The following is a 22,913-nucleotide window of genomic DNA, read 5'->3' as shown; positions in this document are numbered from 1 at the left end:
GCTCAGGGGTCCACAGGCTCAGGGGTCGACAGGCTCAGGGATCGACAGGCTCAGGGACCGACAGCCTCAGGGAACGAAGCGTCAGCGGCCGGTGCCAGCATGAACGACGGCTTCCACCTGGCCGTCGAGACCGTAGGCGGTGTGCACGATGCGAGCCGCATCCGCCAGATCGGTGTCACGCAGCACGACCGAGATGCGAATCTCGGAGGTCGAGATCATCTCGATGTTGATGCCGGCGACCGACAGGGCTTCGAACAGGGTCGCAGAAACACCGGAGTGCACGCGCATTCCGGCCCCGACGACCGAGAGCTTGCCGATCTGGTCGTCGTGGATGAGGCTGTCGAAACCGACTTCGGACTGCTCAGCGGCCAGCGCCTTCAGTGCGGTCGAGGCGTCACCCTTCGGCAGGGTGAACGAGATGTCGGCGCGGCCGGTCGCCGCCGCAGACACGTTCTGCACGATCATGTCGACGTTTGCACCAGACTTCGCGACAATCTTGAAGATCTCGGCGGCTTTTCCGGGAACATCCGGCACGCCGACGACGGTGATCTTCGCCTGACCCATGTCGGTGGCCACACCTGCGACGATCGGTTCTTCCATGACTTCTCCCTCAGCTTCGCGGGGGTTCTTCATACCCTCGCCCAGAACATATGTGCCTTCGCTCGACGAGAACGTCGAGCGGGCGTGGATGAGCACACCGTGGCGGCGTGCGAACTCGACAGCGCGGATGTAGAGCACCTTCGCGCCGTTGGCTGCCAGCTCCAGCATCTCCTCGCTCGAGACGTGGTCGAGCTTCTGCGCCTGCGGGATGACGCGCGGGTCAGCGGTGTAGATGCCGTCGACGTCGCTGTAGATCTCGCAGACGTCGGCATTCAGTGCCGCGGCCAGCGCTACTGCGGTCGTGTCCGATCCCCCGCGCCCGAGTGTGGTGATGTCACGGGTGTCGCGGTTGAAGCCTTGGAATCCGGCGACGATCACGATCGCGCCCTCATCGAGCGCTTCGCGCAGGCGCACCGGGGTGACATCGACGATGCGCGCCGAACCGTGGTGGTCGTCGGTGATCATGCCGGCCTGGCTGCCGGTGAATGATCGAGCCTCGAAGCCCATCGAGTGGATCGCCATGGCCAGCAGCGCCATCGAGATCCGCTCGCCGCTGGAAAGCAGCATGTCGAGTTCACGCGGCGCCGGGATCGGCGCCACCTGGTCGGCGAGTTCGAGCAGTTCGTCGGTGGTGTCGCCCATGGCGCTTACCGCCACGACGACGTCGTGCCCGGCGCGTCTGGTGTCGACGATGCGCTTGGCTACGCGTTTGATGCTTTCGGCATTCGCGACGGACGAGCCGCCATACTTCTGCACAATGAGGGCCACGTTCACTCCCAGGGATTTCGGGCAGTTCCGCCCACGGGCCATTGTACTTTCGCTGCGTATGCTGCCAAATGCATGTGACGGCGCTTCAGAGCAGACCCAGCGAATCTGACCGATGCCCAGATGCGAAGCAGGTGCCCCGCCAGCAGCAGAAGCGGGAAGGCGAGCCAGACGAATTCGGCTGAGACGAACAGCATCCCGAGCCAGAGGATGCTGAGCGTGCCCAGCCACCAGCCCGCGAAACGGGTGCGCGCGAAGGTGCGCGCGTCGAATCGCAGCTCTGAGGATCGGGTTCAGGGCGTCTGCGGCGGCGCGAGTACGCGCTCGCGGGGACGCAGGCGCCCACCTGTTCCAGCGAACCAGCAGCCGATGATGATGAGCGGGAAGCCGATCAGCAGCCCCGGGGTCAGCGGTTCGGAGAGGACGATCGCTCCCAGGATGATCGCGACGACCGGGTTGACGTAGGTGAACAGCGGCGCGCGCACCGGGCCGACTTCGCGGATGAGTGCGAAGAACACCAGGAATGCCACCGCCGTGCACACGATTGCCAGGATCACCAGCGATGCCGTGGCGGCGATGGTGGGCACCTGATGCTGCGTAGCCAGCGCGATCGGCAGGTAGAAGATGCCGTTGGCGATCAGTGCCAGCGTGATGACGCCGATCGATGGCACATCTCCCAGCTTCTTCGCCACGATGAATGGGGCGATCGCATACAGCACCGCCACCAGCAGCACCTCACCAGCGGCGAGCAGATTGCCGTGCGCGAGTGCGGGGCCCGCGACCACGACTGTGACGCCGGCGAATCCGATGATGAGACCGATCGCGCGCGCGGGGCGGAGTACACCGCGATCACCTCCGCCGAGTGCGATGAGCGCGGCGAACAGCGGAACGGTGGCGACCAGGAGTCCGGTGAGACCTGACGGCAGGCTCATCTCCGCATGGCCGAGCAGCACGAAGGGCCCGGCGATCTCGACGGCGGCGAAGGCCAGCACCCACGGCCATTTACGCAGCGCCGGCTTCAATGCACCGCTGCGCAGAGCGAACGGCAGCAGCACGAGAGCGCCGATGATCGCGCGGCCGGCGACGATCGCCGGCGGAGAGTAAGACTCGACGGCGATGCTGATGAACAGGTAGGGGATGCCCCACAGGAATCCCATGGCGCCGAACAGCAGCCAGCCCTTTCGGGTGAAGCCGCCGTGAGCGTTCATCGCATCGCCCGAAGGCTGCCGCGCTGACTGCTGTTCACAACGTGCGTCGTCCTTCGAACGCGCGGCCGAGAGTGACCTCGTCTGCGTATTCGAGGTCACCGCCGACAGGCAGACCGGATGCCAGACGCGAGACCGTGATCTGCATCGTGGTGAGCAATCGGCTGAGGTAGCTGGCGGTCGCTTCGCCCTCAAGGTTGGGGTTCGTGGCGAGGATGACCTCTTGCACGGTGCCATCGGCGAGGCGCGTCATCAACTGTGTGATGCGCAGGTCGTCGGGGCCGACGCCCGCGATCGGACTGATCGCACCGCCCAGTACGTGGTAGAGCCCGCGGAACTCACGGGTGCGTTCGATCGCCGACACATCCTTGGCGTCTTCGACAACGCAGATCAACGCGGGGTTGCGGCGCGGATCACGGCAGATCGTGCAGCGATCCTGCTCGGAGACGTTCCCGCAGACCTCGCAGAAGCGCACGCGCGCACGTACCTCGGAGAGCAGCTCAGACAGCCGCGCCACGTCGAATGACGGCGTCTGCAGAATATGGAAGGTGATGCGCTGCGCGGATTTCGGACCGATGCCGGGCAGCCGACCGAACTCGTCGATCAGTTCCTGAACGATGCCGTCGTACATCAGGCGAACCTCGTCGGGGGCTCATAGGGCTCTTCGCGCACAAAAGTGGCGTCGAGGACCTGGCGAATGACGGCCTCGCCGTAGCGCTGCACTCCCCCGTTGCCCGGCGTGCGGGTCGTGATGGTGGGCGCGGCGCGCTGCGGGGCGGGTGCGGCATCCGGTGCCGCGGCCTGCGGCGCGGGTGCGGCAGGTTTCGCAGCGGGAGCCTGATACGAACTCGGCGGCTCGTACGGTGGCTCGTCATCGGGGTACGGAGCGTCATCGTCGCCGGGCAGCGGCGGCTCGTCGCGATCCGGCACACCGTCACGCGGAGGCAGCGGCGCGGATGCTTCCACCTCAGCGGGCTCTTCATCGACCGGGAACTGCTGCGGTACCGCCACGGGGTCCGCACTGGGGATCGCGGCAACCGCCCACTCAGTCACGGGCGTCGATGGCGCTGCCTTCTGCGGTGCGGACTGCTGCGGTTGCTTTGGAGCCGTGTGCACAGGTGCGGGCGCAGCCGCGTGCGCCGACGTCGTCGGAGGCAGCGGCGCGGGGCGGTACTTCACCCGCACGCCGAGCTCCTGTTCGATCGCCGTGCGCAGGTGATCGGATGCCCCGTCACCGGGTTTCGTGCCCTTGAACTGGGCGACGTCCTGCTGGTTGACAAAGCCGACCGTCAGCACATCGGAGTCGGAATCAAAATCGAGCGGCTGTACCGTCGTGACCAGCAGCCACGACATCCGGCTGAGGCCCTCGAGTCGGGTGAGGATGGCTGGCCACGCCGCGCGGATACGAGCGAAGTCGACCGGGCCGGATGCCGCGGGCGCGGACTCCGGGGCCGACTGTGCGACCGGAGCAGCGGCCGGTTCAGCTGGCGTGGGCGCAGGGGCAGCGTCCGGGCGCGAAGGTGCGGGCGCGGGCGCAGCTTTCGGAGTGGGCGATGCGGCGTCCGGGGTTACCGGCGCGGGTGCAGCTGTCGGGGTGGCGGGCGCGACCGGAGCAGCGGCGGGCGCCGCCGCAGGCACAGCCGCGACCGGAGCAGCGGCAGCAGCGGGCACAGCCGCAGCCACAGCGGGCACAACATCCACCGCCGAACCTGTACCGACGGCGCTGAGCACGCGGGCGATCATGAGCTCCAGGTGCAGGCGGGGAGACGTGGCGCCGGCCATGTCATCCAGTGCCGCACTGACGACATCGGCCGTCCGGGAAAGCCGCGCAGTGCCATAGGCCGCAGCCTGCGCGCGCATGCGCGCCAGCTCGTCTTCGGCGAGCCCGCGCAGCACTGCCGAGGCACCGTCGCCGACCGCTGCGATCACGATCAGATCGCGCAGCCGCTCGAGCAGGTCATCGACGAACCGGCGCGGATCCTGTCCGGTCTGCACGACCCGGTCGATACCGGTGAAGGCTCCGGCGGCATCTCCCGATGCGAGCGCGTCGACGATCTCATCGAGAAGCGCACCATGCGTGTAGCCCAGCAGCGAGACCGCGCGTTCATAGGCGACCGAGTCGCCGTCGGAACCGGCGATCAGCTGGTCAAGCAGCGACAGCGTGTCACGAGGCGAGCCGCCGCCGGCGCGCACGACAAGCGGCAGTACGCCCTGCGCGACCTGCACGCCCTCTTCGACGCAAAGCTTTTCGACGTAGTCGAGCATTGCGGCCGGTGGAACCAGACGGAACGGATAGTGGTGCGTGCGCGAGCGGATGGTGCCGAGAACCTTGTCGGGTTCGGTTGTCGCGAAGATGAACTTCACGTGCGCCGGCGGCTCCTCGACGAGCTTCAGCAGCGCGTTGAACCCCTGTGGGGTCACCATGTGTGCCTCATCGAGGATGAAGATCTTGAACCGATCGCGGCTGGGGGCGAAAGTCGCCCGCTCCCGAAGGTCGCGCGCATCATCGACACCGTTGTGGCTGGCGGCGTCGATCTCGACGACGTCCAGCGATCCGCCGCCTGCACGGGACAGTTCGACACAGCTCGGGCAGGTGCCGCACGGGGTGTCCGTGGGGCCCTCTGCACAGTTCAGACAGCGCGCGAGAATTCGAGCTGACGTGGTCTTTCCGCATCCGCGGGGACCGGAGAAAAGATACGCGTGCCCGACCCGGTCGCTGCGCAGCGCCGTCATCAGCGGGTCAGTCACCTGGGACTGCCCGATCATCTCGCCGAAGTTCTCAGGCCGGTATCGGCGGTACAGGGCTGTGGTCACCTCAACAGCCTACGGCGTACCGCTGACATCCGGATCTGTCCTGTGTAGTCAGCCCGCTGTGGTTACCGACACCACGCCGGTCTCCGTGTCGTAGGTGGTGATCTCCCAGACCGTACGCCCGTCTTCACTCTTCTGCGTCAGCCCGATCAGCCGCGGGCCCGGATAGACCTCACCAGAAAGCTGTGCGGCCTCGTAGGCACTCATCTCGACGCCAGCGAGCTCTGCCTCTGTCAGCACGACGTGGCGCTCGTCGACCAGCGTCAATGTGCTGGCATCGATGAGAGCTTCTCTCGCCCGATCGGGTTCTGTAATCGATTCGCCGAAAATGTCGCGACCGGGGTCGGGGTTGCGCACGCGCCACATCCATCGCCCGTTGACATGCTCCAGCTGCAGCCCCACGATGGGCCAGCCGGCCGCGTGGGATTCGCCGGGGACTCCCTCCAGCCAATCCGATGGCCAGGCGACAGACACTGGGATCGCGCCGGGATAATCTGCGCCGATCGTGTCCGGTGGCTCCGGAAACTGCGGAGCACAGGCAGTGAGACCCAGCAGCGCAGCAAGAAGCACTGCGCCGCCCCGCAGGCGCATTCGTCGTGGGTTAACTGCCATCTCGATCAGGGCAGTGCGTCGAAAACGCCGCCGACGAACTCGGCCGCAGAGCCTGCGGCATCCGCCAACTCCCCCACCGAGCGCACCAGCTGGAGCACTCCGCCCACGAGTTCAATCACGGCGAGAACTTCGAATGCTGCCTCGGCGATGTCGCCGATGTCTCCGAGATCGCCGGTCGAGCGCAACTCGCCGGCGTGCTCCCCCAGCGCAGCCAGCCACGACTTCTCCATGCCGAACAGCACCGCGTAGGGCAGCATCCGTTCGTTCAGCAGAAACCGTTCCAGACCTTCATGCCGCGCTGCGGCTGACACATCCGCACTCGGCAGAGCGCCCTGCACCGACTGCAGAAACCGCAGCGGTTCTTTCTCCGCGAGATCGATGTACTCCCGCATCCCGGCCAGGTGCGCACGCAGCGGCTCAGCCTCGCGAGTGAACCGTCGCCATGGTCGGGGGATGACGAAGAACACGGCGAGGACCACCAGAAAGCCCGCCAGCGCAGCGCTGAATGCGAGCCAGTCCGTCCCGGTGTCCGAAGACATCGTTCCGAGCATCCAGATAAGGGAGCACAGCACCCCCGCCGCAGCGAAGATCCGCAGCAGCACAACCGGCCAGGCGCATCGGCCTTGCGCGATCAGCCCGGCGCTGACGCCGCGGTGCTCTTCGGTATCCAGCACCGCACGCACCCGACGGCCGAGCAACCGGGAGTCCGAGCTGAACCGGCGCACTCGCTCGGACGCGCTCTCCCGGCCGAACAGCGCCTCCAGCACCGCAACTTCGGATGCCGTGAAGGACGCACCTTCAACCGTCTCCACCGAGATCGCAGCACGCTTGCCGTCTTCTGCGGCCGGGCGCAATAGGCGCACTTTCCGCCTGATTGCAAGGTCGACCAGAGCCGCGGCCATCGCTCTGCGGTCCTGATTCAGCAGCAGTGCGTCGCGGATGACCGTCCCCTCAGCTTCCGGCGCGAAGCGCGGCCCAGGAGATTTCGGCAGCCGATGCGACTGCACCCGAGCCACGATGGCGAGTGCAAGCAGAATCAACACAGGCACGACGATGATCCCGATGGTGATGAGGAGAAGTACGGGGCTCACCGATTAGTCTTCGAACACGCTGATGATCGGGAGGGCGTTCGTCATGACCGGAACGGATGCCGACAGCCGTGTGCCGTCCTCACGTCGGGCGTCCTGGAACGCGCGCAGGGTCGGGCGTCCGGGAATGACCGGCCCCTGATCTGCCAGCGCGACCACGACATCCTGCTCTGCAGTCACGGTGCATTCCTCCCCGCGAACGGTGAACGACACGGGGTCACCGTCTCGCACAGCCACCCTCAGCTCTTCCCGCGTCAGCGTCACATCCAGTGTCGTACCCTGCCACTGCAGCGGATACGACAGCGACGGCCACTCCGCGGGCAGCCGCGGGTCGAAGCTCAACTCCCCGGCGTGGTCGCGCATGCCACCGAATCCGCACACGAGCGCCGTCCAGACGCCACCGGCCGATGCGACATGCACACCGTCTGACGAGTTGTGGTGCAGGTCGCCGAGATCGACGAACAGCGACTGCTGAAAGTACTCCAGCGCGAGATCCTGATACCCGACCTCGGCGGCAAGAATCGCCTGCACCACGGCCGACAGCGTCGAATCCCCGGTGGTCAGCGGGTCGTAGTACTGGAAATCTGCGAGCTTCTCCTCGGCGGTGAAATGGTTCCCCTGCAGGAAGAGTGCGAGCACGACATCCGCCTGCTTGAGCACCTGGAAACGGTAGATCACCAGCGGGTGGAAGTGCAGCAATAGCGGATGCTGCTCTTTAGGCGTGTGCTCGAGATCCCAGATCTCGCGTTCGAGGAACATGGCGTCCTGCGGGTGGATGCCCAGTCGCTCGCTGTACGGGATGTTGATCGCCTCGGCGGCCTGATCCCAGGCATCCGGTTCGCCCTCTCCCAGCCCCACGCGCTCGACGAGCGCCTCGTACGCGGCCGGGTCATCCTCGGCAATCTCACGCACAACACGGGCGGCATAACGCAGGTTGTGCCGGGCCATCACGTTGGTGAACAGGTTGTCGTTGACGACGGTGGTGTACTCGTCGGGCCCGGTGACACCGTGGATGTGGAATGTGTCGGTCTCTGGATGGCGACCGACGCCAGTCGACGCACCGTTCGACGTGCGCCAGAACCCGAGCGTCGCCCACAGCCGGGCCGTCTCAACGGCAACATCTGCGCCCTCGCGATGAAGGAAGTCGTCGTCGCCGGTCGCCCGTACGTATTTTCCGAGTGCGAAGTTGATGTCGGCGTTGATGTGGTACTGCGCGGTACCGGCGGCATAGTACGCCGATGCCTCTTCACCGTTGATGGTCCGCCAGGGAAACAGGGCGCCCGCTTCGTTCAGCTGGGATGCCCGGCGCCGGGCGGCCGGCAGCATGAGCACCCGGGCGCGCAGCGCGTTGCGTGCCCACTGCGGTGTCGTATAGGTCAAGAACGGCAGCACGTAGATCTCGGTGTCCCAGAAGTAGTGGCCGCTGTAGCCAGACCCGGTGAGGCCCTTGGCCGGCACGCCGGTCCCGTCAGCGCGCGCAGAGGCCTGTGCGAGCTGGAACAGGCACCAGCGGGTGGCCTGCTGCAGATCTTCGTGCCCTTCGATCCGCACATCGGAGCGATCCCAGAAGCCGGTGAGCCACTCGGTCTGCTTGCGGTACTGCTCGTCGACACCCTCGATGGCGGCTCGATCGAGCGAGCGGCGGCATCGGTCGATGAGCTCACGCGGTGGGACTCCGCGAGAGGTGTGATAGCTGACGAGTTTGGTGATCCGAATCGGGATGCCGGCCTTGGCCTGCACCCGGATCACATTCTTCGCGATGTCGGGTTCGATGTACTGCCGTGCGCTGTAGTCGTTGTCGGTTTCGATCACGTGATCGGCGACGACGGCGACCGTCATACCGGAATCGGCGACCCGGTACGACAGCGCAGAGCGCAAGCCGTCCTGCCAGTACTCGCCCGGCTCCAGCACTCGCTCCGTGATCCGCTCGCTCTTGCGCGGGTCGAAGCCGGCCTGCTGCTTCTTCCCCATCGGATCACCGGTGTAGACGTTGCCGCCGTCCTGACGGTTCAGCAGCTGGCAGCTGATCGTGACCGGGGCATCCGAGTTCTCCACCGTGATGTCCAGACGCAGGATCGCGAGGTGGCGCTCTTCGAAGCTGACCAGACGCTCATCGCGCATGCGGATCCGCTTGCCACTGGGGGTTTCCCACACGGTGATCCGCTCCAGAACTCCGGTGCGCATATCCAGCGTGCGCGAATACTCGCGCACATCGGCCTCGTCGAAGGAGAGCGGCTCGTCATCGACGTAGACGCGCATGACCTTGGCATCCGGAGCGTTGACGATGGTCTGTCCGACCTCGGCGAAGCCGTATGCCTGCTCAGCGTGGCGGATCGGCCAGGTCTCGTGCAGTCCATTGACGAAGGTGCCGTGCTCGTGCGCTCCGCGGCCTTCGATGTGGTTTCCGCGCAGGCCGAGATAGCCATTGGCCACCGCGAAGATCGTCTCGGAGACGCCGTCCTCGGTGTACCGCGTCTCGATGAGACGCCACGGGTCGACGGGAAAGCGGTCGCGATCGATCATGCGGTCTCCGGGGCATCAGTGTCGGGCGGGAGCAGTCGGGCAAGGTCGTCGATGACAGTGGTGGCGCCGACTTCCCGGAGCACGACGGCACCAGCACCTCGATCGACGCCGATGACAGTCGCGTAACCGGCAGCGGCAGCCGAAGCGACGCCGGCCACAGCATCCTCCACGGCCACGCTCGCGCCCGGGTTCACACCCAGCGAGACGGCTCCGGCGCGGAACATGTCCGGCGCGGGCTTAGACGCGAGCCCGTCGCGTGCGGCGACTTTGCCGTCGATGACGACGGTGAAGAAATCGCGGATGCCGGCGGTCTCCAGAACCTCCTCGGCGTTCGACGAGCTGGACACGACCCCCATCGGCACGCCTGCTGCGGCCAACACCTCGAGCAGTGCGAGCGAGCCGGGGAACGGTGCGACACCACCACCGCGCAGCGCGGCAGCGAACGCGGCGTTCTTGCGGTTGCCGATGCCGCAGATGGTCTGCATATCGGGCCCATCACCGGGATCTCCCCAGGGAATCTCCACATTTCGGCTGCGCAGCAGACTCGCGACGCCGTCGTAGCGGCGCTTGCCGTCGACGTACGCGTAATAGTCGGCATCGGTGTAGGCCGGCGCGATCCCCCAGAGCGCGAATACCTCCGCGAAGACCGCTGTCCAGGCGTGCATGTGCACCTCGGCGGTGGGAGTGAGCACTCCATCAAGGTCGAACAGCACGCCTTCGGCGCGGCGCAGGTCGGGCACGGTTTCGGGCACGCAGTCCTCCAAACAGCGAGAAAGAATGGTCCGGCACCTCGGTGCCATCAGGCCAGCGTATCGGGGCCCTGGGGTCCGGGAGAAGACCAGCGCCGAACGCACACGCCTCTTACAGACTCAGCCCCACGGATGTGTTGCTGTAGATGTCGGGCTGCTCGAGCGACTTCACCAAAAAATCTGCCACCGAGGCGCGCGGGATCGGGCGGGACATCGGCGGCATCCCCTCGAATGTCTCGACATAATCCGCGATGAACGCGGCATCGTTCAGTGAGGTGGGCCGGGCAACGGTGACGTTGAGTCCGGCCGCATTGATGTGATCGAGCGCAGCGCGGTGATCGGCGAGCGCGTTGCGCAGCACCCAGGCGATGCCCTTTCCGATCACACCGGTCAGCTCGCCATCGACACCGGCCGAGGCGCAGTACGCGATGCGGCTCACACCCGCCTGTTGCATCCCACGGATGATGTTCTGCGTCATCCGCTCGAGTTCGTCGGATCTCTTCAGAGCCTGCGACGATGACAGCGCCGAGATCACGGCGTCGTGCCCCGAGACGGCATCAATGACCGCGGCCGCGTCGAAAGCGTCACCCTGCCGGATAGTGACGCCGTCCTGCTGTTCGAGTTTTTCGGGGGTTCGCACGAAGGCGGTGACATCGTGACCTGCCGCGAGCGCGCGCCGCACGGTGTGCTGACCGACGCCGCCGGTGGCGCCGAAGATGATGATCCTCATGCTGCGCTCAGCGCCTGGCGAGCGATCTCGAGCTCTTCGTCCGTCGGCACAACGAGAACATCGACCGTCGAAGCATCCGTCGAGATGCGTCGGGTGCCTGGCGCGCGCGTGGCGTTGCGCTCAGCGTCGATCTCGACGCCGAGGAAGCCGAGCGTGGCGAGGGCCTCTGCGCGGACGCGGGCGGCGTTTTCGCCGACGCCGGCGGTGAAGGAGATGACATCCACCCCGCCGAGCTGGGCGATATATGCGCCGGCGTAGGAGCGCAGCCGGTGAATGTAGACGTCGAAGGCGAGCGAAGCAGCCTGCTCCCCCGCTTCGACGCCCGCGAGGATGTCGCGCATGTCGGCGCGACCGGCAAGCCCCAGCAGGCCGCTCTTCTTGTTGAGCAACTCATCGATCTCTCGGGTACTCATCTGCGCGACCCTGCTGAGGTGCAGCACCACCGCCGGGTCGATGTCGCCCGAGCGGGTGCCCATCACCAGCCCCTCCAGCGGTGTCATCCCCATCGACGTCTCCACCGACAGGCCACCGTCGACAGCAGTGACCGAAGCACCATTGCCGAGGTGGAAGACGATCTGCTTGAGCTCTGCGAGCGGGCGGCCCACGAAAGCCGCCGCCTGCTCAGAGACGTACTTGTGGCTCGTGCCGTGAAAGCCGTAGCGGCGCACCCGGTGTCGGGCGGCGACCCTGGTGTCGATCGCATAGGTGTAAGCGGCCGGTGGCAGTGTCTGATGGAATGCCGTATCGAAGATCGCGACGTGGGGCACGTCGGCAAAACTGCGGCGCCCGGCGCGGATGCCGGCGACGGCGCCCGGGTTGTGCAGCGGCGCGAGCACCGAGAGGTCTTCGATGTTGATCTCGATGAGGTCGTCGATGACCGTGGGCGCGAAGAAGCGCGCTCCGCCGTGGACGACGCGGTGGCCGACAGCGACGGGCGGATGCTCGGACAGCTGCGGGCCGTGCTCGGCGAACTGCTTGAGCATCACCGACATCGCCTCGTCATGATCGGCGATGCGGCGCTCGCTGCGGTGATCGATGTCCAGCAGCGTCGGGGCTGGTTCGCCGGGGCTCGTGACGCGCCGCACGGTGTGCGTGATCTCACCAGACTCCTGGCCGATCCGCTCGATGAGCCCCTCGCCGAGCGGCACCTCGCGCTCCATGTCCATGAGGCTGTACTTCAGCGAGGACGAACCGCTGTTGATGACGAGGACGACGCTCATACTGCTCCTGTCTGCGCCTGAATCGCAGTGATCGCGACGGTGTTGACGATGTCGTCGACAAGCGCTCCGCGTGACAGATCATTGATGGGTTTGTTCAAGCCCTGCAGCACCGGGCCGATCGCGACGGCTCCGGCCGAACGCTGCACGGCTTTGTACGTGTTGTTGCCGGTGTTGAGGTCGGGGAAGACGAACACCGTTGCTCGGCCGGCGACAGCCGAATCGGGCAGCTTTGCTTTGGCGACCGCAGCGTCGGCTGCGGCGTCGTACTGGATCGGCCCCTCGACCGGAAGCTCGGGTGACCGCTCGCGTACGAGGGCGGTTGCCTCGCGAACCTTGTCGACCTCGGCGCCGGATCCTGATTCACCCGTCGAATACGACAGCATCGCCACGCGCGGGTCGATTCCGAACTGCTGTGCGGTTGCGGCCGATGAGATCGCGATGTCGGCGAGCTGGGTGCTCGTGGGGTCGGGAATCACTGCGCAGTCGCCGTAGACCAGGACTCGGTCGGCGAGCGCCATCAGGAACACGCTGGAGACGACGTCCACACCGGGGCGGGTCTTGATGATCTCGAACGAGGGCCGGATCGTGTGCGCCGTGGTGTGCGTGGCACCAGAGACCATGCCATCGGCGAGTCCGAGGTGCACCATCAGCGTCCCGAAGTAGGAGACGTCGGTGACGGTGTCTGCGGCCTGCTGGAGTGTGATGCCCTTGTGCGCGCGCAGTCGCGCGTACTCCTCCGCGAAGCGCGCGACGTACTCCGGATCGGTCGGGCTGAGAATCTGGGCAGCGGAGATGTCGATGCCCAGCTCGGTGGCGCGGACGTGAATGCTGGCCGCATCGCCAAGGATCGTCAGGTCTGCGACATCGCGAGCGATCAGCGTCGCCGCTGCCCGCAGGATGCGGTCGTCCTCACCCTCAGGCAGCACGATGCGCTTGCGGTCAGCGCGAGCACGCTCGATGAGCCCGTACTCGAACATGAGCGGTGTGACCACGCGCGATTCGGCCAGGCCCAACTGCGTGGTGAGCTCCGTGATGTCGACATGGGTCTGGAACAGCCCGAGCGCCCGGTCGTAGCGATGCCGCGAGTCTGCGGCGAGACGCCCGCGCGCGCCCATCACCCGTACCGCCGTGTCGTAGGTGCCGTGGTCGGTAGCGATGATCGGCACCGATGAGGCGAGCCCGTCCAGCAGTTGCTCGATCGGCGCCGGCAGGGGGAACGGCCCGTTCAAGATCACACCGGCGATCGAGGGGAATGTGCCCGCGGCATCCGCCAGGAGAATTGCCAGCAGCACCTCGGTGCGATCGGCGGGAATGACGACGACGGCGTCCTCGGTCAGGCGCGGAAGCACATTGACCATCGACATACCGGCGACCACCACACTCAGCGCTTCGCGCGTGAGCAGATCGGGGTCACCCTTGACCAGGCGTCCGTCAACGGCGGCGAGGATGCCGCGGATGGATGGAGCAACCAGCGTCCGGTCCTCCGGGATCGCCCAGACCGGGGTGGTCGGAGCGTGTGCTGCGCGAACCGCATCGATGGCCGGCTGCATGGCATCAGGGTCGGCCCGGTTGACGATCACGGCGAAGAGTTCGGCGCGTTCCTCCTCGAGTTCCGACAGCGCAAGCGAGGCGATCTGTCCGACGGCGGCGGCGGTGCGCGCGGTCGAGGTGCCGAGCTGCTCGGCATGGGCCTGCTGATCGCGACCGCCGAGAACAAGCAGCACCGGGGCGCCGAGGTTGGCGGCGATGCGGGCGTTGTAGCCGAGTTCGGCGGGGCTGGCGACATCGGTGTAGTCGCTGCCGATGATCACGACGCTGTCGCACTGCGCCTCGACGGCTTTGAACCGCGAGACGATCGTGGCAAGCGCACGGTCCGGGTTGTCGCGCACCTCGTCGTAGCTGACGCCGACGCAGTCGTCGTATTCAAGATGCACGCCGTCGTGAGCGAGCATGAGCTCGAGCACGTAGTCGCGCTCCGCCGACGAGCGCGCGATCGGACGAAAAACGCCCACCCGCGGGGTCACCCGCATGAGCGCATCAAGAACTCCCAGCGCAACGGTCGATTTTCCGGAATGGCCTTCGGCCGAGGTGATGTAAATGCTACGAGCCACGCGGTAAGCCTACGCCTGGCACGGACCGGAAAGCGCTTCGACGATGGCGGTGGCATCCGTCTGGAAGCGTGCGTAGTGCTGCGGGTCGGTGTTGATCTGCACGCGGTGGATAGCCAGCGTCGGCTCCATGCTCTGCCAGTCGGGCAGGCGCGCAAGGCGCGTGTAGAAGAGGGATGCGGCTCCAGCCGGGTCCATTCGTGTCTCCACGCTCCCCCACCACTCCTGCTGCTGGAACAGTCCGATGCTGCTGGTGCGCTGGCCATCCGGGTTGGTGACCCCGGATGTCTCCCAGTCGCCGTAGTCGATGTTGCGCAGACTACTCTCGCCCATCGCGGTCATCACGCCGAGAATCTGTCCGTCGCGGGGGAACCCGTGCCCGGATGCTGTGCGGATGATCACCGCCGCATTCTCCAGCTGCTCCCCGTTCCACCCGGCGATGCCGGACTCGGGAAAGCTCGCCGGATCCTCAGCGCACAGCACGACCGGATCATGGGCGGTCGCTACCGGGATGAGCACGATGAGCAGAGCGGACAGCGTCAATGCAGCGCCAACGACGAGGCCGGGGCGCCAGGAGCGCCGCCGCCGAGATGACGGCTTCTTCCTGGCCTTCTTCGGCGGCGCTTTCTTCGGCGGCGCTTTCTTCGTCGGCGCTTTCGTCATCGGCGCTGTGCTCCCGCGAGCGCGGCGATCCCTCCGCCGATGCCGCCGAACAGGTGCGCCTGCCAGGAGATTCCCGGCCCAACGCCCACGATGCCGGCGATCATCGACCCGCCGTAGAGCACGATGACGATCAGGGCGATGAGCGCGTAGGCGATGCGGTGTGCGATCGGACGAGGTGACAGCACCCGCACGACGACGTACGCGAAGTAGCCGAAAACGAGACCGGACGCACCGACCGTCAGCGCGCCGGGCGCGTTCACCAGCCAAGTGCCGGCGCCGCCGATGAGAACAACGATCAGTGTGACGAACCAGAATCGGCGAGCGCCCTCGATCGCGACCAGACACCCGAGCACGAGGAACGGGAACGTGTTCGCGATCAGATGCGGCCAGCCCGAATGCAGCAGCGGTCCCAGAACGATGCCGGGGAGGCTCGCGAAGTCCCAAGAACGCAACCCGAAGCCCGTGAAAGAGCCAGGGAGCACGGCATCCGCAATCTGGATCAGCCACATCAATGCGAGCAGCGCCACGGGCGAAGCGAAGCGCGCGACGGCGTTCGGTTTCTCGGCGGCGGGAGTTGTGCTCACGTGATAATCCTCGCAGGCCCAGCTGGGCGACGCCCGGATCATCGGGACAGGATTCCGGGCAAAGAAAAGACCCTCCGCGCACCCAGCAGAGCCCGGTTACCCTTGCTACGTTTCCGTCCTGGGGGAATTGGCCTGGATGCTGCCACGCGGAGAGCCGCCAATAAGTCTACCTGCTGCACAGAGTGCGGTGCGCCATGGTGCACTGCCCGCTCGCTGAGCCGCCCCATCCGCTCGCTGAGCCTGTCGAAGCGTGTCGCGACCACGTACGATCAATGACATCGCAGCGCCGCACGAGAGGGACCACATGCACGGCACTCAGAACTCGATCACCGCCGAGCAGTTCGAGGCGCAGACTTCGGCGATCCTGGCATCCGTCTCGCGGGTGATCGATGGCAAGGCGGATGCGGTGCGCAGCGCGCTGGTCTGCCTGCTGGCCGAGGGGCACCTGCTCATCGAGGACGTCCCCGGCGTCGGCAAGACGATGCTGGCGCGTGCGCTGGCGGCGAGCGTGGATGCCACGGTCCGTCGCATCCAGTTCACCCCCGACCTGCTGCCCGGAGATGTCACCGGCGTCTCGGTGTACAACCCGGTCGATCGGGAGTTCGAGTTCAAACACGGCGCGGTTTTCGCCCAGATCGTGATCGCCGACGAGATCAACCGCTCCTCTCCGAAGACCCAGTCCGCGCTGCTGGAGGCGATGGAGGAGGGGCAGGTCACCGTCGATGGGCAGACTCACCCGCTTCCCGATCCGTTCCTCGTGGTGGCCACGCAGAATCCGCTTGAGATGGAGGGCACCTATGCCCTGCCCGAGGCACAGCGCGACCGTTTTATGATGCGCGTGTCGATGGGATATCCGGATGCCGCAGCCGAAGCCCTCATGCTCCGTCAGCGTGACAGCGCGAATCCGCTGTCGACGATCACGCCCGTCGCCGATGCCGCGGCGATCAAGCAGATGATCGGCTGGTCTCGGGCCGTGCACGTCTCCCCCGCCGTAGAGGAGTACGCGGTCGCACTGGCGCAGGCCACACGCAACGACCCCAGTCTGCATCTGGGTGCGAGCCCGCGCGCGACGCTGCAGCTCGTGCGCGCGTCGAAGGTGTGGGCAGCGCTGGACGGTCGAGACTTCGTGATCCCGGATGATCTGACGACCCTCATCGTGCCGGTTTTCGCGCACCGCCTGCTGCCCGCACGCGGCGTTCACCGGGCCGGCGCGCAGCCGATCGAAGCGGCCCTCGGCCAGATCGTGGAGCGCGTGCGCGTCCCCCTCGCCGCTCGAGTCTGATCCGATCATGCGTCGCCGTCGCCCTCTCACCCGCCGCGGTGCCGCCGCGATCATTGCCGGGCTCCTGTGCATGATCGCAGCGAATCTGCTGGCCGCGCCGATTCTGCTGTACATCGCGATGCTGCTGTTCCTGCTGGTGATCATCGCGGTCTTCGTCGTCCACGTGCCACGGCGCAGCGGCGGGGTCTCCCGACGCATCTCCACGGATCTGCTCACCGTGGGAGAACAGTCCCAGGTCGCCGTGCGCTTCGACCTCCGCGCCCTGCGGGTGCCGAACGGTACCTGGCGCGATGCGCTTCCCTCGGCTGTCGTCGGCGACGCTGCAGGCGAATTCCCCACCGACAACGGCACCAATATCCGCTACGCGATCACGGGGGTGCACCGAGGCGTCTGGCCGGTCGGACCTCTGCTGCTGCGCACCATCGATCCGTTCGGATTCTCCCAGCGTGAGCAGGAGTTCGGCGATACCCGCACCGTCACCATCGTGCCGGAGATCGTGCCGCTGGCCCCGATCAACAGCAATGTCGGCGCCAGCGGCGGCACCGCGCACACCGCATCGACCAGGCTCGGTCAGGGCAGCGACAACCTCTCGCCCCGGCACTACGTCTCGGGCGACTCCATGCGGCGCATCCACTGGCGGGCCACCGCGCACCGCGGGGACCTGATGGTGCGTCAAGAGGAAGAGGAAGCCAGCCCTGATGCCCTCGTCGTTCTCGATCGCACCGCCCGGCGCTGGGAACGCGCTGGTACCGGTTCCGACCCGGCGTTCGAGGCAGCCGTTTCTGCTGCAGCATCCGTCGCGCTGCATCTGGTGCACGAAGGCTACAGCGTCGACGTGCTCGATTCCGCGGGAGCTGTGCTCGGATCTCTGCGCGGACATGAGGATGATCGAGACTCGCTGCTCGTCGCCCTGGCGATGGTCACCCCGCGCGGCGAAGGGCGCGACCTCATCTCCCTCTACGACGGTGCACCGCCGGGGCCGGTAGTGATGATCACCGGGCGAATCGACGAAGAGGAAGCCGCGCTCCTGCGCCATGGCGGAGCATCCGCGCCGATTCTGCTGGCGTCCGATCCGCTGCCCGGCGCGCTCGATGCCGCAGCCGCCTTGGGCTGGTCGTCCGCAACGCTGGGCGACGACGTGGCATCCGCCTGGGAAGACGCACTGCCAGCGCGCGTGACCACGGGAAGCGGCCATGTTCCGCGCTGAGAATCCGCCGGTGGTGCCCGTTCGTGCAGAGCGACGTGAAAGCACCCGGCAGACCGAACGCACATTCGCCGTTGCGGTTCTGACGACGATTTCGAGCTTCCTTGTCCTCTGGCCCTATACCTCGGTGATCGCGGCGGGTGTCTGGTCACTGATGTGCATTGCCGTGATCATGCTGATCGCCGTGACCGGGTTCATCGTGCGGCAGGTGCGCTCCGGGCACGCTGATCGGCCGTGGTCGACGCTGGGTGCGCAGTTGCTCGTGTCAGTGTTGGCCCTCACCGCGATGATCGAACCGTTCGGTGCGTTCTTCGGTGTCGTCCCCACCGAGGTGACGCTGCGCTCGGTCGGAGTGCTGGCATCCGAGGCGTTCCAGCAGGTGCAGTTCGGCACGGCACCGCTGGAGAGCACCCGCGGTTTGAACGCCATGCTCGTGATCGGGTTCTGCGTCATCGCGATCCTGCTCGATCAGCTGATCGCCGCCCGTCTCGCTCTGCTGGCGGTCATCCTGGTGGCGGCTGCTGGGGCGATGCCGACGATCATCACCCGCGGCGACGCCGATGTGGTGTGGTTCGTCGGGCTGGCGCTTGTAGCGCTGTTCCTGTTCCGGCACAGCACCCGGCATGACCGCACCGCGCCGCGGCAGGCGTCGGTCGGTGTCATGGTCAGCGTCGGGGCTGCCGTGATCGTCGCCGCCCTCGTCATCACACCGGTGCTGCCGGTGTCGGCCACGTGGATCGGTGCCGGCACCAGCGTGCAGCTGAACCCGTCGCTGCGACTGGGCGACGATCTGCGCCGTCCCACGCCGTTCACCGTGATGACGTTGGCGACGAAGTCCACCTCCGCCCCGTATCTGCGCATTGCGAGCCTGTCGCAGTTCGACGGCGAGACGTGGACTCCGGACGAAACCGACCGGCAACCGCTTCGTGCGGGATTCGGGGCCCCGGACTGGGCCGAAGACTTGGACTCGATCGAGCAGCGCACCTCGATCCGGGTCAGTGGTATCGCGAGTTCGATGCTGCCGGTGCCGTTCCCCGCGACGAAGATCGTCGGGGTCTCCTCGGGCTGGCAGGTGGTGCCGGCCAACCGCACGGTCATCTCGTCGACACGGGATGCCGAGGGCGAGGATTACACCGTCACAACCGAGAACGTACTGCCGACGAAAGAGCAGATTCAGGCAGCGCCCGTCACGAGCGCGTCGGCCGAGCCCGTCGAGGAGTTGCCGGCTGTGATCGGCGAGATGGCTCGCGAGGTGACGGCGGATGCTGGCACCGCCTATGACAAGCTCATCGCGCTGCAGAACTGGTTCCGGTCGCAGTTCAGCTACTCATTGGACGCCCCGGTCGACGGAGGTTTTGATGGGACAGGAGCGGAGGCGGTCGCAGAGTTTCTCGACGCCCGCTCGGGCTACTGCATCCACTTCGCCGGCGCCTTCGCGCTGATGGCGCAGTCGATGGATATGCAGGTGCGCATCGTGGTCGGTTACCTGCCGGGCCGAATGACCGATGAGAAGCGCGGCACCGAATCGATCTACGCCGTCAGCAGCGAGCAGCTGCACGCCTGGCCGGAAGTGCACTTCGAGGGGATCGGCTGGGTGTCGTTCGAGCCGACGGCGTCGCTGGGTGTGCCGACGAGCTTCCAGGCTGCCTCGACCGGTGGCGGCTCAGCTACCGGTCCGGCTGCACCCGCGCCGAGCGCCGCACCATCGGCCGCTCCCACGAACGGTCCGGAGATCGATCGGGATCAGGGCGGGACCTCAACCGCTGACGGACAGCCGCTGCGCCAGCTGAATCCGACACCGGTGATGCTGGGCGTGCTGGGCGCAGTTCTCGTGCTGTTGCTGCCCGCGCTGGTCCGGTTCGTGCTTTACCTCGTGCGGCGCGGTCGAGCTCGTGACGGCGATGCGATGACAGCCTGGCGGGAGGTGCAGGACACGCTGATCGATCTGCGGTTGCCTGCCTCCGAGGCCGACAGCCCGCGCGTGCGGGGGGCCGCGTTGGTGAAGAGCGGTGCGGATCCGGCGATGGTGCGGGTGCTGGTGGATGCTGTCGAGCGCGCGAGCTTCGCCCGCACGGCCGGCGATGCCGGAGACCTCTCCCCCGCCGTCGCACAGATCACCGGTGAACTGCGACGCAGCGTCGATTTCCGCGCACGGGCGGCTGCAGCGCTGGTACCCCGGTCGCTGTTCGTCTCGCGGACGGCGGCCGGCACGGCGATCTCTGGGGCCCGCTGACGCGTCTGTGCCGGCTGCGGGTCAGCTGACTGCGGCGTGCTCCTCGCAGGGCACGGTCACGCACGACTCGCAGACGACGAACTGGCGGCGGCACGAAGCATCCGGGCAGTTGGCGGTGCGTTTGCTGGCAGTGCCGCAGCCGACGCAGGTGCCGATCACGGCGGCGTGATCGCTGAAGTCGATCGAGCCGCGCTTGTCAAAGACGTAGAGCGACCCCTCCCACAGGCCATCGTCACCGAACTTCTCGCCGTAGCGGACGATGCCGCCGTCGAGCTGGTAGACCTCGCCGAAACCGCGAGCGGCCATCAGGCTGGAGAGAACTTCGCAACGGATTCCGCCCGTGCAATAGGTGACGACGGGCTTGCCCTTCAGATCGTCATAAGCTCCGGAATCAAGCAGCTCGACGAAGTCACGGGTGGTTTCGGTATCGGGCACGACAGCATCCTTGAATCGCCCGATCTCCGCCTCCAGCGAGTTGCGCCCATCGAAGAAGACGACGTCGTCGCGCTCAGCGAGTAGCGCGTGCAGGTCGTCCGGGCTCAGCCTGGTGCCGCCGCCGACGACTCCAGCCTCATCGACTTGGAGTTCCCCGGGGGCGCCGAACGAGACAATCTCATCTCGCACCTTGACGCTGAGCTTGGGGAAGTCGAGGCTGCGGCCGTCGGCATCCAGTCCCGTGCCCTCACTCCATTTGATGTCAGCGTCGCGGAAGGCCGGGAAGGAGCGGAACGAGCGCGCCCACTTCTTCAGCGCCGCGAGGTCTCCGCCGAGGGTGCCGTTGACGCCGTCCTTCGAGATGATCAGGCGTCCGCGCAGACCCAGCGCCTCACCGAAGTCACGCTGCCACAACCGGATAGCATCCGGGTCGGCGAGCGGGGTGAAGGCGTAGAAGAGAACGATCTTGGGAGTTGCCACGGTGCCGATTTTACGCGGGTCGCCTGTGCGGACTCAGCGCACCACTCGACCGGAGACGCAGCCCTCGGTCTCACCGGTGGTGCCGGTGATGCTCGGCGGCAGCGCGACGGCGGTCTCACCCGGCGCCGGTGAGGGAGCCTCCCCCTCGACCGGGACCTCGCCATCGACGGGAGCCTCAGGCTCGACCGGGGCCTCCGGCGCTTGCCCCGCGGCGTCGGCGAGCAGCAGCGGCTCGTTGCGCTCGAGCGCTTCGAACAGCTGGTCCGCAGCATCCCTGATCGGAATGAGCCGGTTCGGGTCATCCGGAGCGTCGGCTACCGGATACCGGACGAAGGCGTAATCCGAGACGGGGATGTCCTTCAGAGCCAGCCCCATCTCCACGAGCGTCACCGGATTGGTCAGCGTGGTGCTCGGGTCGATCGCCGACAGCGTCGTGCGAGCCAGCTTGAGCAGCAGCCCGGGATTAGTGAGCACCTGCTCGCTGGTGATCTTTCGCACCAGACTCGACATGTACAGCTGCTGGTTGCCGATGCGGTTCAGATCGCTGCCGTCCTCGGTCGAGTACCGCGCGCGCAGGAACGCAAGCGCATCCTGCCCGACGAGGTTGTGCGTGCCCGGCTGCAGATCAATGCCGGAGTCGGCATCCTTCATCGCGGTCGCCACGCAGATATCGACGCCGCCGACCGCGTTGGTCACCTCGATCACGCCACCCCAGTTGATGGATGCCGCGTACTGCACATCGACGCCGGTGAGATCCTCGATCGTCCGGGCGGAGCAGGCGAGCCCGCCGATGCTGAACGCGGAGTTGATCATCTGACGGTACTGCGGCGCGCTCTCGCCGCCGTCGGTGACGCACGAGGGGATGTCGACGAGCAGGTCCCGGGGGAAGCTGACCACGGTGACCCGCCGCGGTTCATCGGAGATGTTCACCAGCATGAGCACATCACTGCGCACACCATCTTCCGGATTCGCGCAACGGTCGCCGAAAAGATCAGCGTATTCGGGCTCGCAATTGTCCGTGCCCGCGACGAGGATGTTCGCACCGGTGGTGAGTTCGGAGAATCCGGGTGGCGGGTCGCCACCGAGGTCGACCGCGTCGGCCGTGTAGGTCGCACCGAGGTCGCCGACGACCCAGCCGGTGATGCCGACGGCGGCGACGAGCACTGTCGCCAGCGCGACCCCGACCATCTTCAGCAACTGCCCGCCTGCCGACGGCGTGTGCTGCTGCCCGTGCTGGGCGATCGTCGATCGCTGTGGCTGTCGTCCCATCCGCACAGCATAACGACGGCGTGTTGTGAGCTGGCACGGAGACCACAAAGGATCGGATAGACTGTTCAGGTTGTTCCCTGGTGACGTGTCCGAGCGGCCGAAGGAGCACGCTTGGAAAGCGTGTGTTGTGCAAGCAACCGAGGGTTCGAATCCCTCCGTCACCGCCAGAAATCAGTGGGCCTCGCATTGCGAGGCCCACTTTTTCGTTCCCGCCGTACGTTCGTACGCGCCCTCGGTCGCAACTACTACCCGCTCCCGTCGCAGTTCGTGCTGCTAAAACGGCGGCAATGTCAAATGGTGGGAGCAACGCCGGGGGTTTAAGCGGCGAGTAGCAGCTCGTTCAGCCGGTTGG

18 protein-coding genes, 1 tRNA gene and 1 other RNA gene are annotated in these 22,913 nt (G+C 66.6%); 4 read left to right on the top strand and 16 right to left on the bottom strand.

What is annotated here, in order from left to right:
* Positions 1-81: 81 nt before the first annotated feature.
* The 14 genes from ACW5CM_RS09625 to ffs all read right to left on the bottom strand — a co-directional run bounded on the left by ACW5CM_RS09625 (position 82) and on the right by ffs (position 15,817).
* The gene (locus ACW5CM_RS09625; protein ID WP_438255509.1) at positions 82-1,368 is read right to left on the bottom strand and encodes an aspartate kinase; all 1,287 of its coding nucleotides are present in this window, start codon (positions 1,366-1,368) and stop codon (positions 82-84) included.
* Between the two features lie 290 nt (positions 1,369-1,658).
* Complete coding sequence (locus ACW5CM_RS09620; protein WP_438255510.1) at positions 1,659-2,573, bottom strand: DMT family transporter; 915 nt, start codon at positions 2,571-2,573, stop codon at positions 1,659-1,661.
* Positions 2,574-2,607: 34 nt separating this feature from the next.
* Entirely contained in the window at positions 2,608-3,201 is a 594-nt protein-coding gene (gene recR / locus ACW5CM_RS09615) for a recombination mediator RecR (RefSeq protein WP_438255511.1), read from the bottom strand.
* The gene (locus ACW5CM_RS09610; RefSeq protein ID WP_457124867.1) at positions 3,201-5,384 is read right to left on the bottom strand and encodes a DNA polymerase III subunit gamma and tau; all 2,184 of its coding nucleotides are present in this window, start codon (positions 5,382-5,384) and stop codon (positions 3,201-3,203) included. The genes recR and ACW5CM_RS09610 overlap by 1 nt, the downstream gene beginning before the upstream one ends.
* A gap of 48 nt (positions 5,385-5,432) precedes the next feature.
* The gene (locus ACW5CM_RS09605) at positions 5,433-5,993 is read right to left on the bottom strand and encodes a hypothetical protein (RefSeq protein ID WP_457124866.1); all 561 of its coding nucleotides are present in this window, start codon (positions 5,991-5,993) and stop codon (positions 5,433-5,435) included.
* Between the two features lie 5 nt (positions 5,994-5,998).
* Positions 5,999-7,084 carry a DUF2207 family protein gene (locus ACW5CM_RS09600; RefSeq protein WP_457124865.1) on the bottom strand — a complete coding sequence of 362 codons (1,086 nt, stop codon included), beginning with the start codon at positions 7,082-7,084 and terminating at the stop codon, positions 5,999-6,001.
* A 3-nt stretch (positions 7,085-7,087) separates the two neighbouring features.
* Positions 7,088-9,604 (bottom strand): glycoside hydrolase family 65 protein, encoded by a 2,517-nt coding sequence (locus ACW5CM_RS09595; RefSeq protein WP_457124864.1) that lies wholly within the window; start codon positions 9,602-9,604, stop codon positions 7,088-7,090.
* A complete protein-coding gene (locus tag ACW5CM_RS09590) occupies positions 9,601-10,356 on the bottom strand; it encodes an HAD-IA family hydrolase (protein WP_439255864.1) in 756 nt (251 codons plus the stop codon). Before ACW5CM_RS09590 ends, ACW5CM_RS09595 begins: the two co-directional genes overlap by 4 nt.
* Positions 10,357-10,465: 109 nt before the next feature.
* On the bottom strand, positions 10,466-11,083 hold the full coding sequence (locus ACW5CM_RS09585) for an NAD(P)-dependent oxidoreductase (RefSeq protein ID WP_439255863.1): 618 nt from the start codon (positions 11,081-11,083) through the stop codon (positions 10,466-10,468).
* Positions 11,080-12,303 carry an acetate/propionate family kinase gene (locus ACW5CM_RS09580; RefSeq protein WP_457124863.1) on the bottom strand — a complete coding sequence of 408 codons (1,224 nt, stop codon included), beginning with the start codon at positions 12,301-12,303 and terminating at the stop codon, positions 11,080-11,082. The genes ACW5CM_RS09585 and ACW5CM_RS09580 overlap by 4 nt, the downstream gene beginning before the upstream one ends.
* On the bottom strand, positions 12,300-14,414 hold the full coding sequence (pta, locus tag ACW5CM_RS09575) for a phosphate acetyltransferase (RefSeq protein ID WP_457124862.1): 2,115 nt from the start codon (positions 14,412-14,414) through the stop codon (positions 12,300-12,302). The genes ACW5CM_RS09580 and pta overlap by 4 nt, the downstream gene beginning before the upstream one ends.
* A gap of 9 nt (positions 14,415-14,423) precedes the next feature.
* Complete coding sequence (locus ACW5CM_RS09570) at positions 14,424-15,074, bottom strand: hypothetical protein (protein WP_457124861.1); 651 nt, start codon at positions 15,072-15,074, stop codon at positions 14,424-14,426.
* A complete protein-coding gene (locus ACW5CM_RS09565; protein WP_438255521.1) occupies positions 15,071-15,658 on the bottom strand; it encodes a rhomboid family intramembrane serine protease in 588 nt (195 codons plus the stop codon). The genes ACW5CM_RS09570 and ACW5CM_RS09565 overlap by 4 nt, the downstream gene beginning before the upstream one ends.
* Before the next feature lie 62 nt (positions 15,659-15,720).
* Positions 15,721-15,817, bottom strand: an RNA gene (gene ffs / locus ACW5CM_RS09560) — signal recognition particle sRNA small type.
* A gap of 145 nt (positions 15,818-15,962) precedes the next feature.
* Here ffs and ACW5CM_RS09555 point away from each other — a divergent pair.
* From ACW5CM_RS09555 to ACW5CM_RS09545, 3 genes are read left to right on the top strand one after another with little or no spacing between them, the layout of a single operon-like run.
* Positions 15,963-16,940 (top strand): AAA family ATPase, encoded by a 978-nt coding sequence (locus ACW5CM_RS09555; RefSeq protein ID WP_457125043.1) that lies wholly within the window; start codon positions 15,963-15,965, stop codon positions 16,938-16,940.
* A 7-nt stretch (positions 16,941-16,947) separates the two neighbouring features.
* Entirely contained in the window at positions 16,948-18,147 is a 1,200-nt protein-coding gene (locus ACW5CM_RS09550) for a DUF58 domain-containing protein (RefSeq protein ID WP_457124860.1), read from the top strand.
* Positions 18,134-20,377 carry a transglutaminase TgpA family protein gene (locus ACW5CM_RS09545; protein ID WP_457124859.1) on the top strand — a complete coding sequence of 748 codons (2,244 nt, stop codon included), beginning with the start codon at positions 18,134-18,136 and terminating at the stop codon, positions 20,375-20,377. Before ACW5CM_RS09550 ends, ACW5CM_RS09545 begins: the two co-directional genes overlap by 14 nt.
* Positions 20,378-20,398: 21 nt before the next feature.
* Here the strand turns inward: ACW5CM_RS09545 and trhO are convergent, their stop codons facing one another.
* Positions 20,399-21,292: an oxygen-dependent tRNA uridine(34) hydroxylase TrhO gene (trhO, locus tag ACW5CM_RS09540; RefSeq protein WP_438255524.1), complete on the bottom strand. Its 894-nt coding sequence runs from the start codon at positions 21,290-21,292 to the stop codon at positions 20,399-20,401.
* Between the two features lie 33 nt (positions 21,293-21,325).
* Complete coding sequence (locus ACW5CM_RS09535) at positions 21,326-22,561, bottom strand: LCP family protein (RefSeq protein WP_457124858.1); 1,236 nt, start codon at positions 22,559-22,561, stop codon at positions 21,326-21,328.
* Positions 22,562-22,640: 79 nt separating this feature from the next.
* Between ACW5CM_RS09535 and ACW5CM_RS09530 the strand changes: the two genes are divergently transcribed.
* Positions 22,641-22,728, top strand: a tRNA-Ser gene (locus ACW5CM_RS09530).
* Positions 22,729-22,913: the final 185 nt, after the last annotated feature.

This window comes from Microbacterium wangyouchuni, from assembly GCF_054072595.1.
This window is presented reverse-complemented; position numbering and strand designations above follow the sequence as displayed.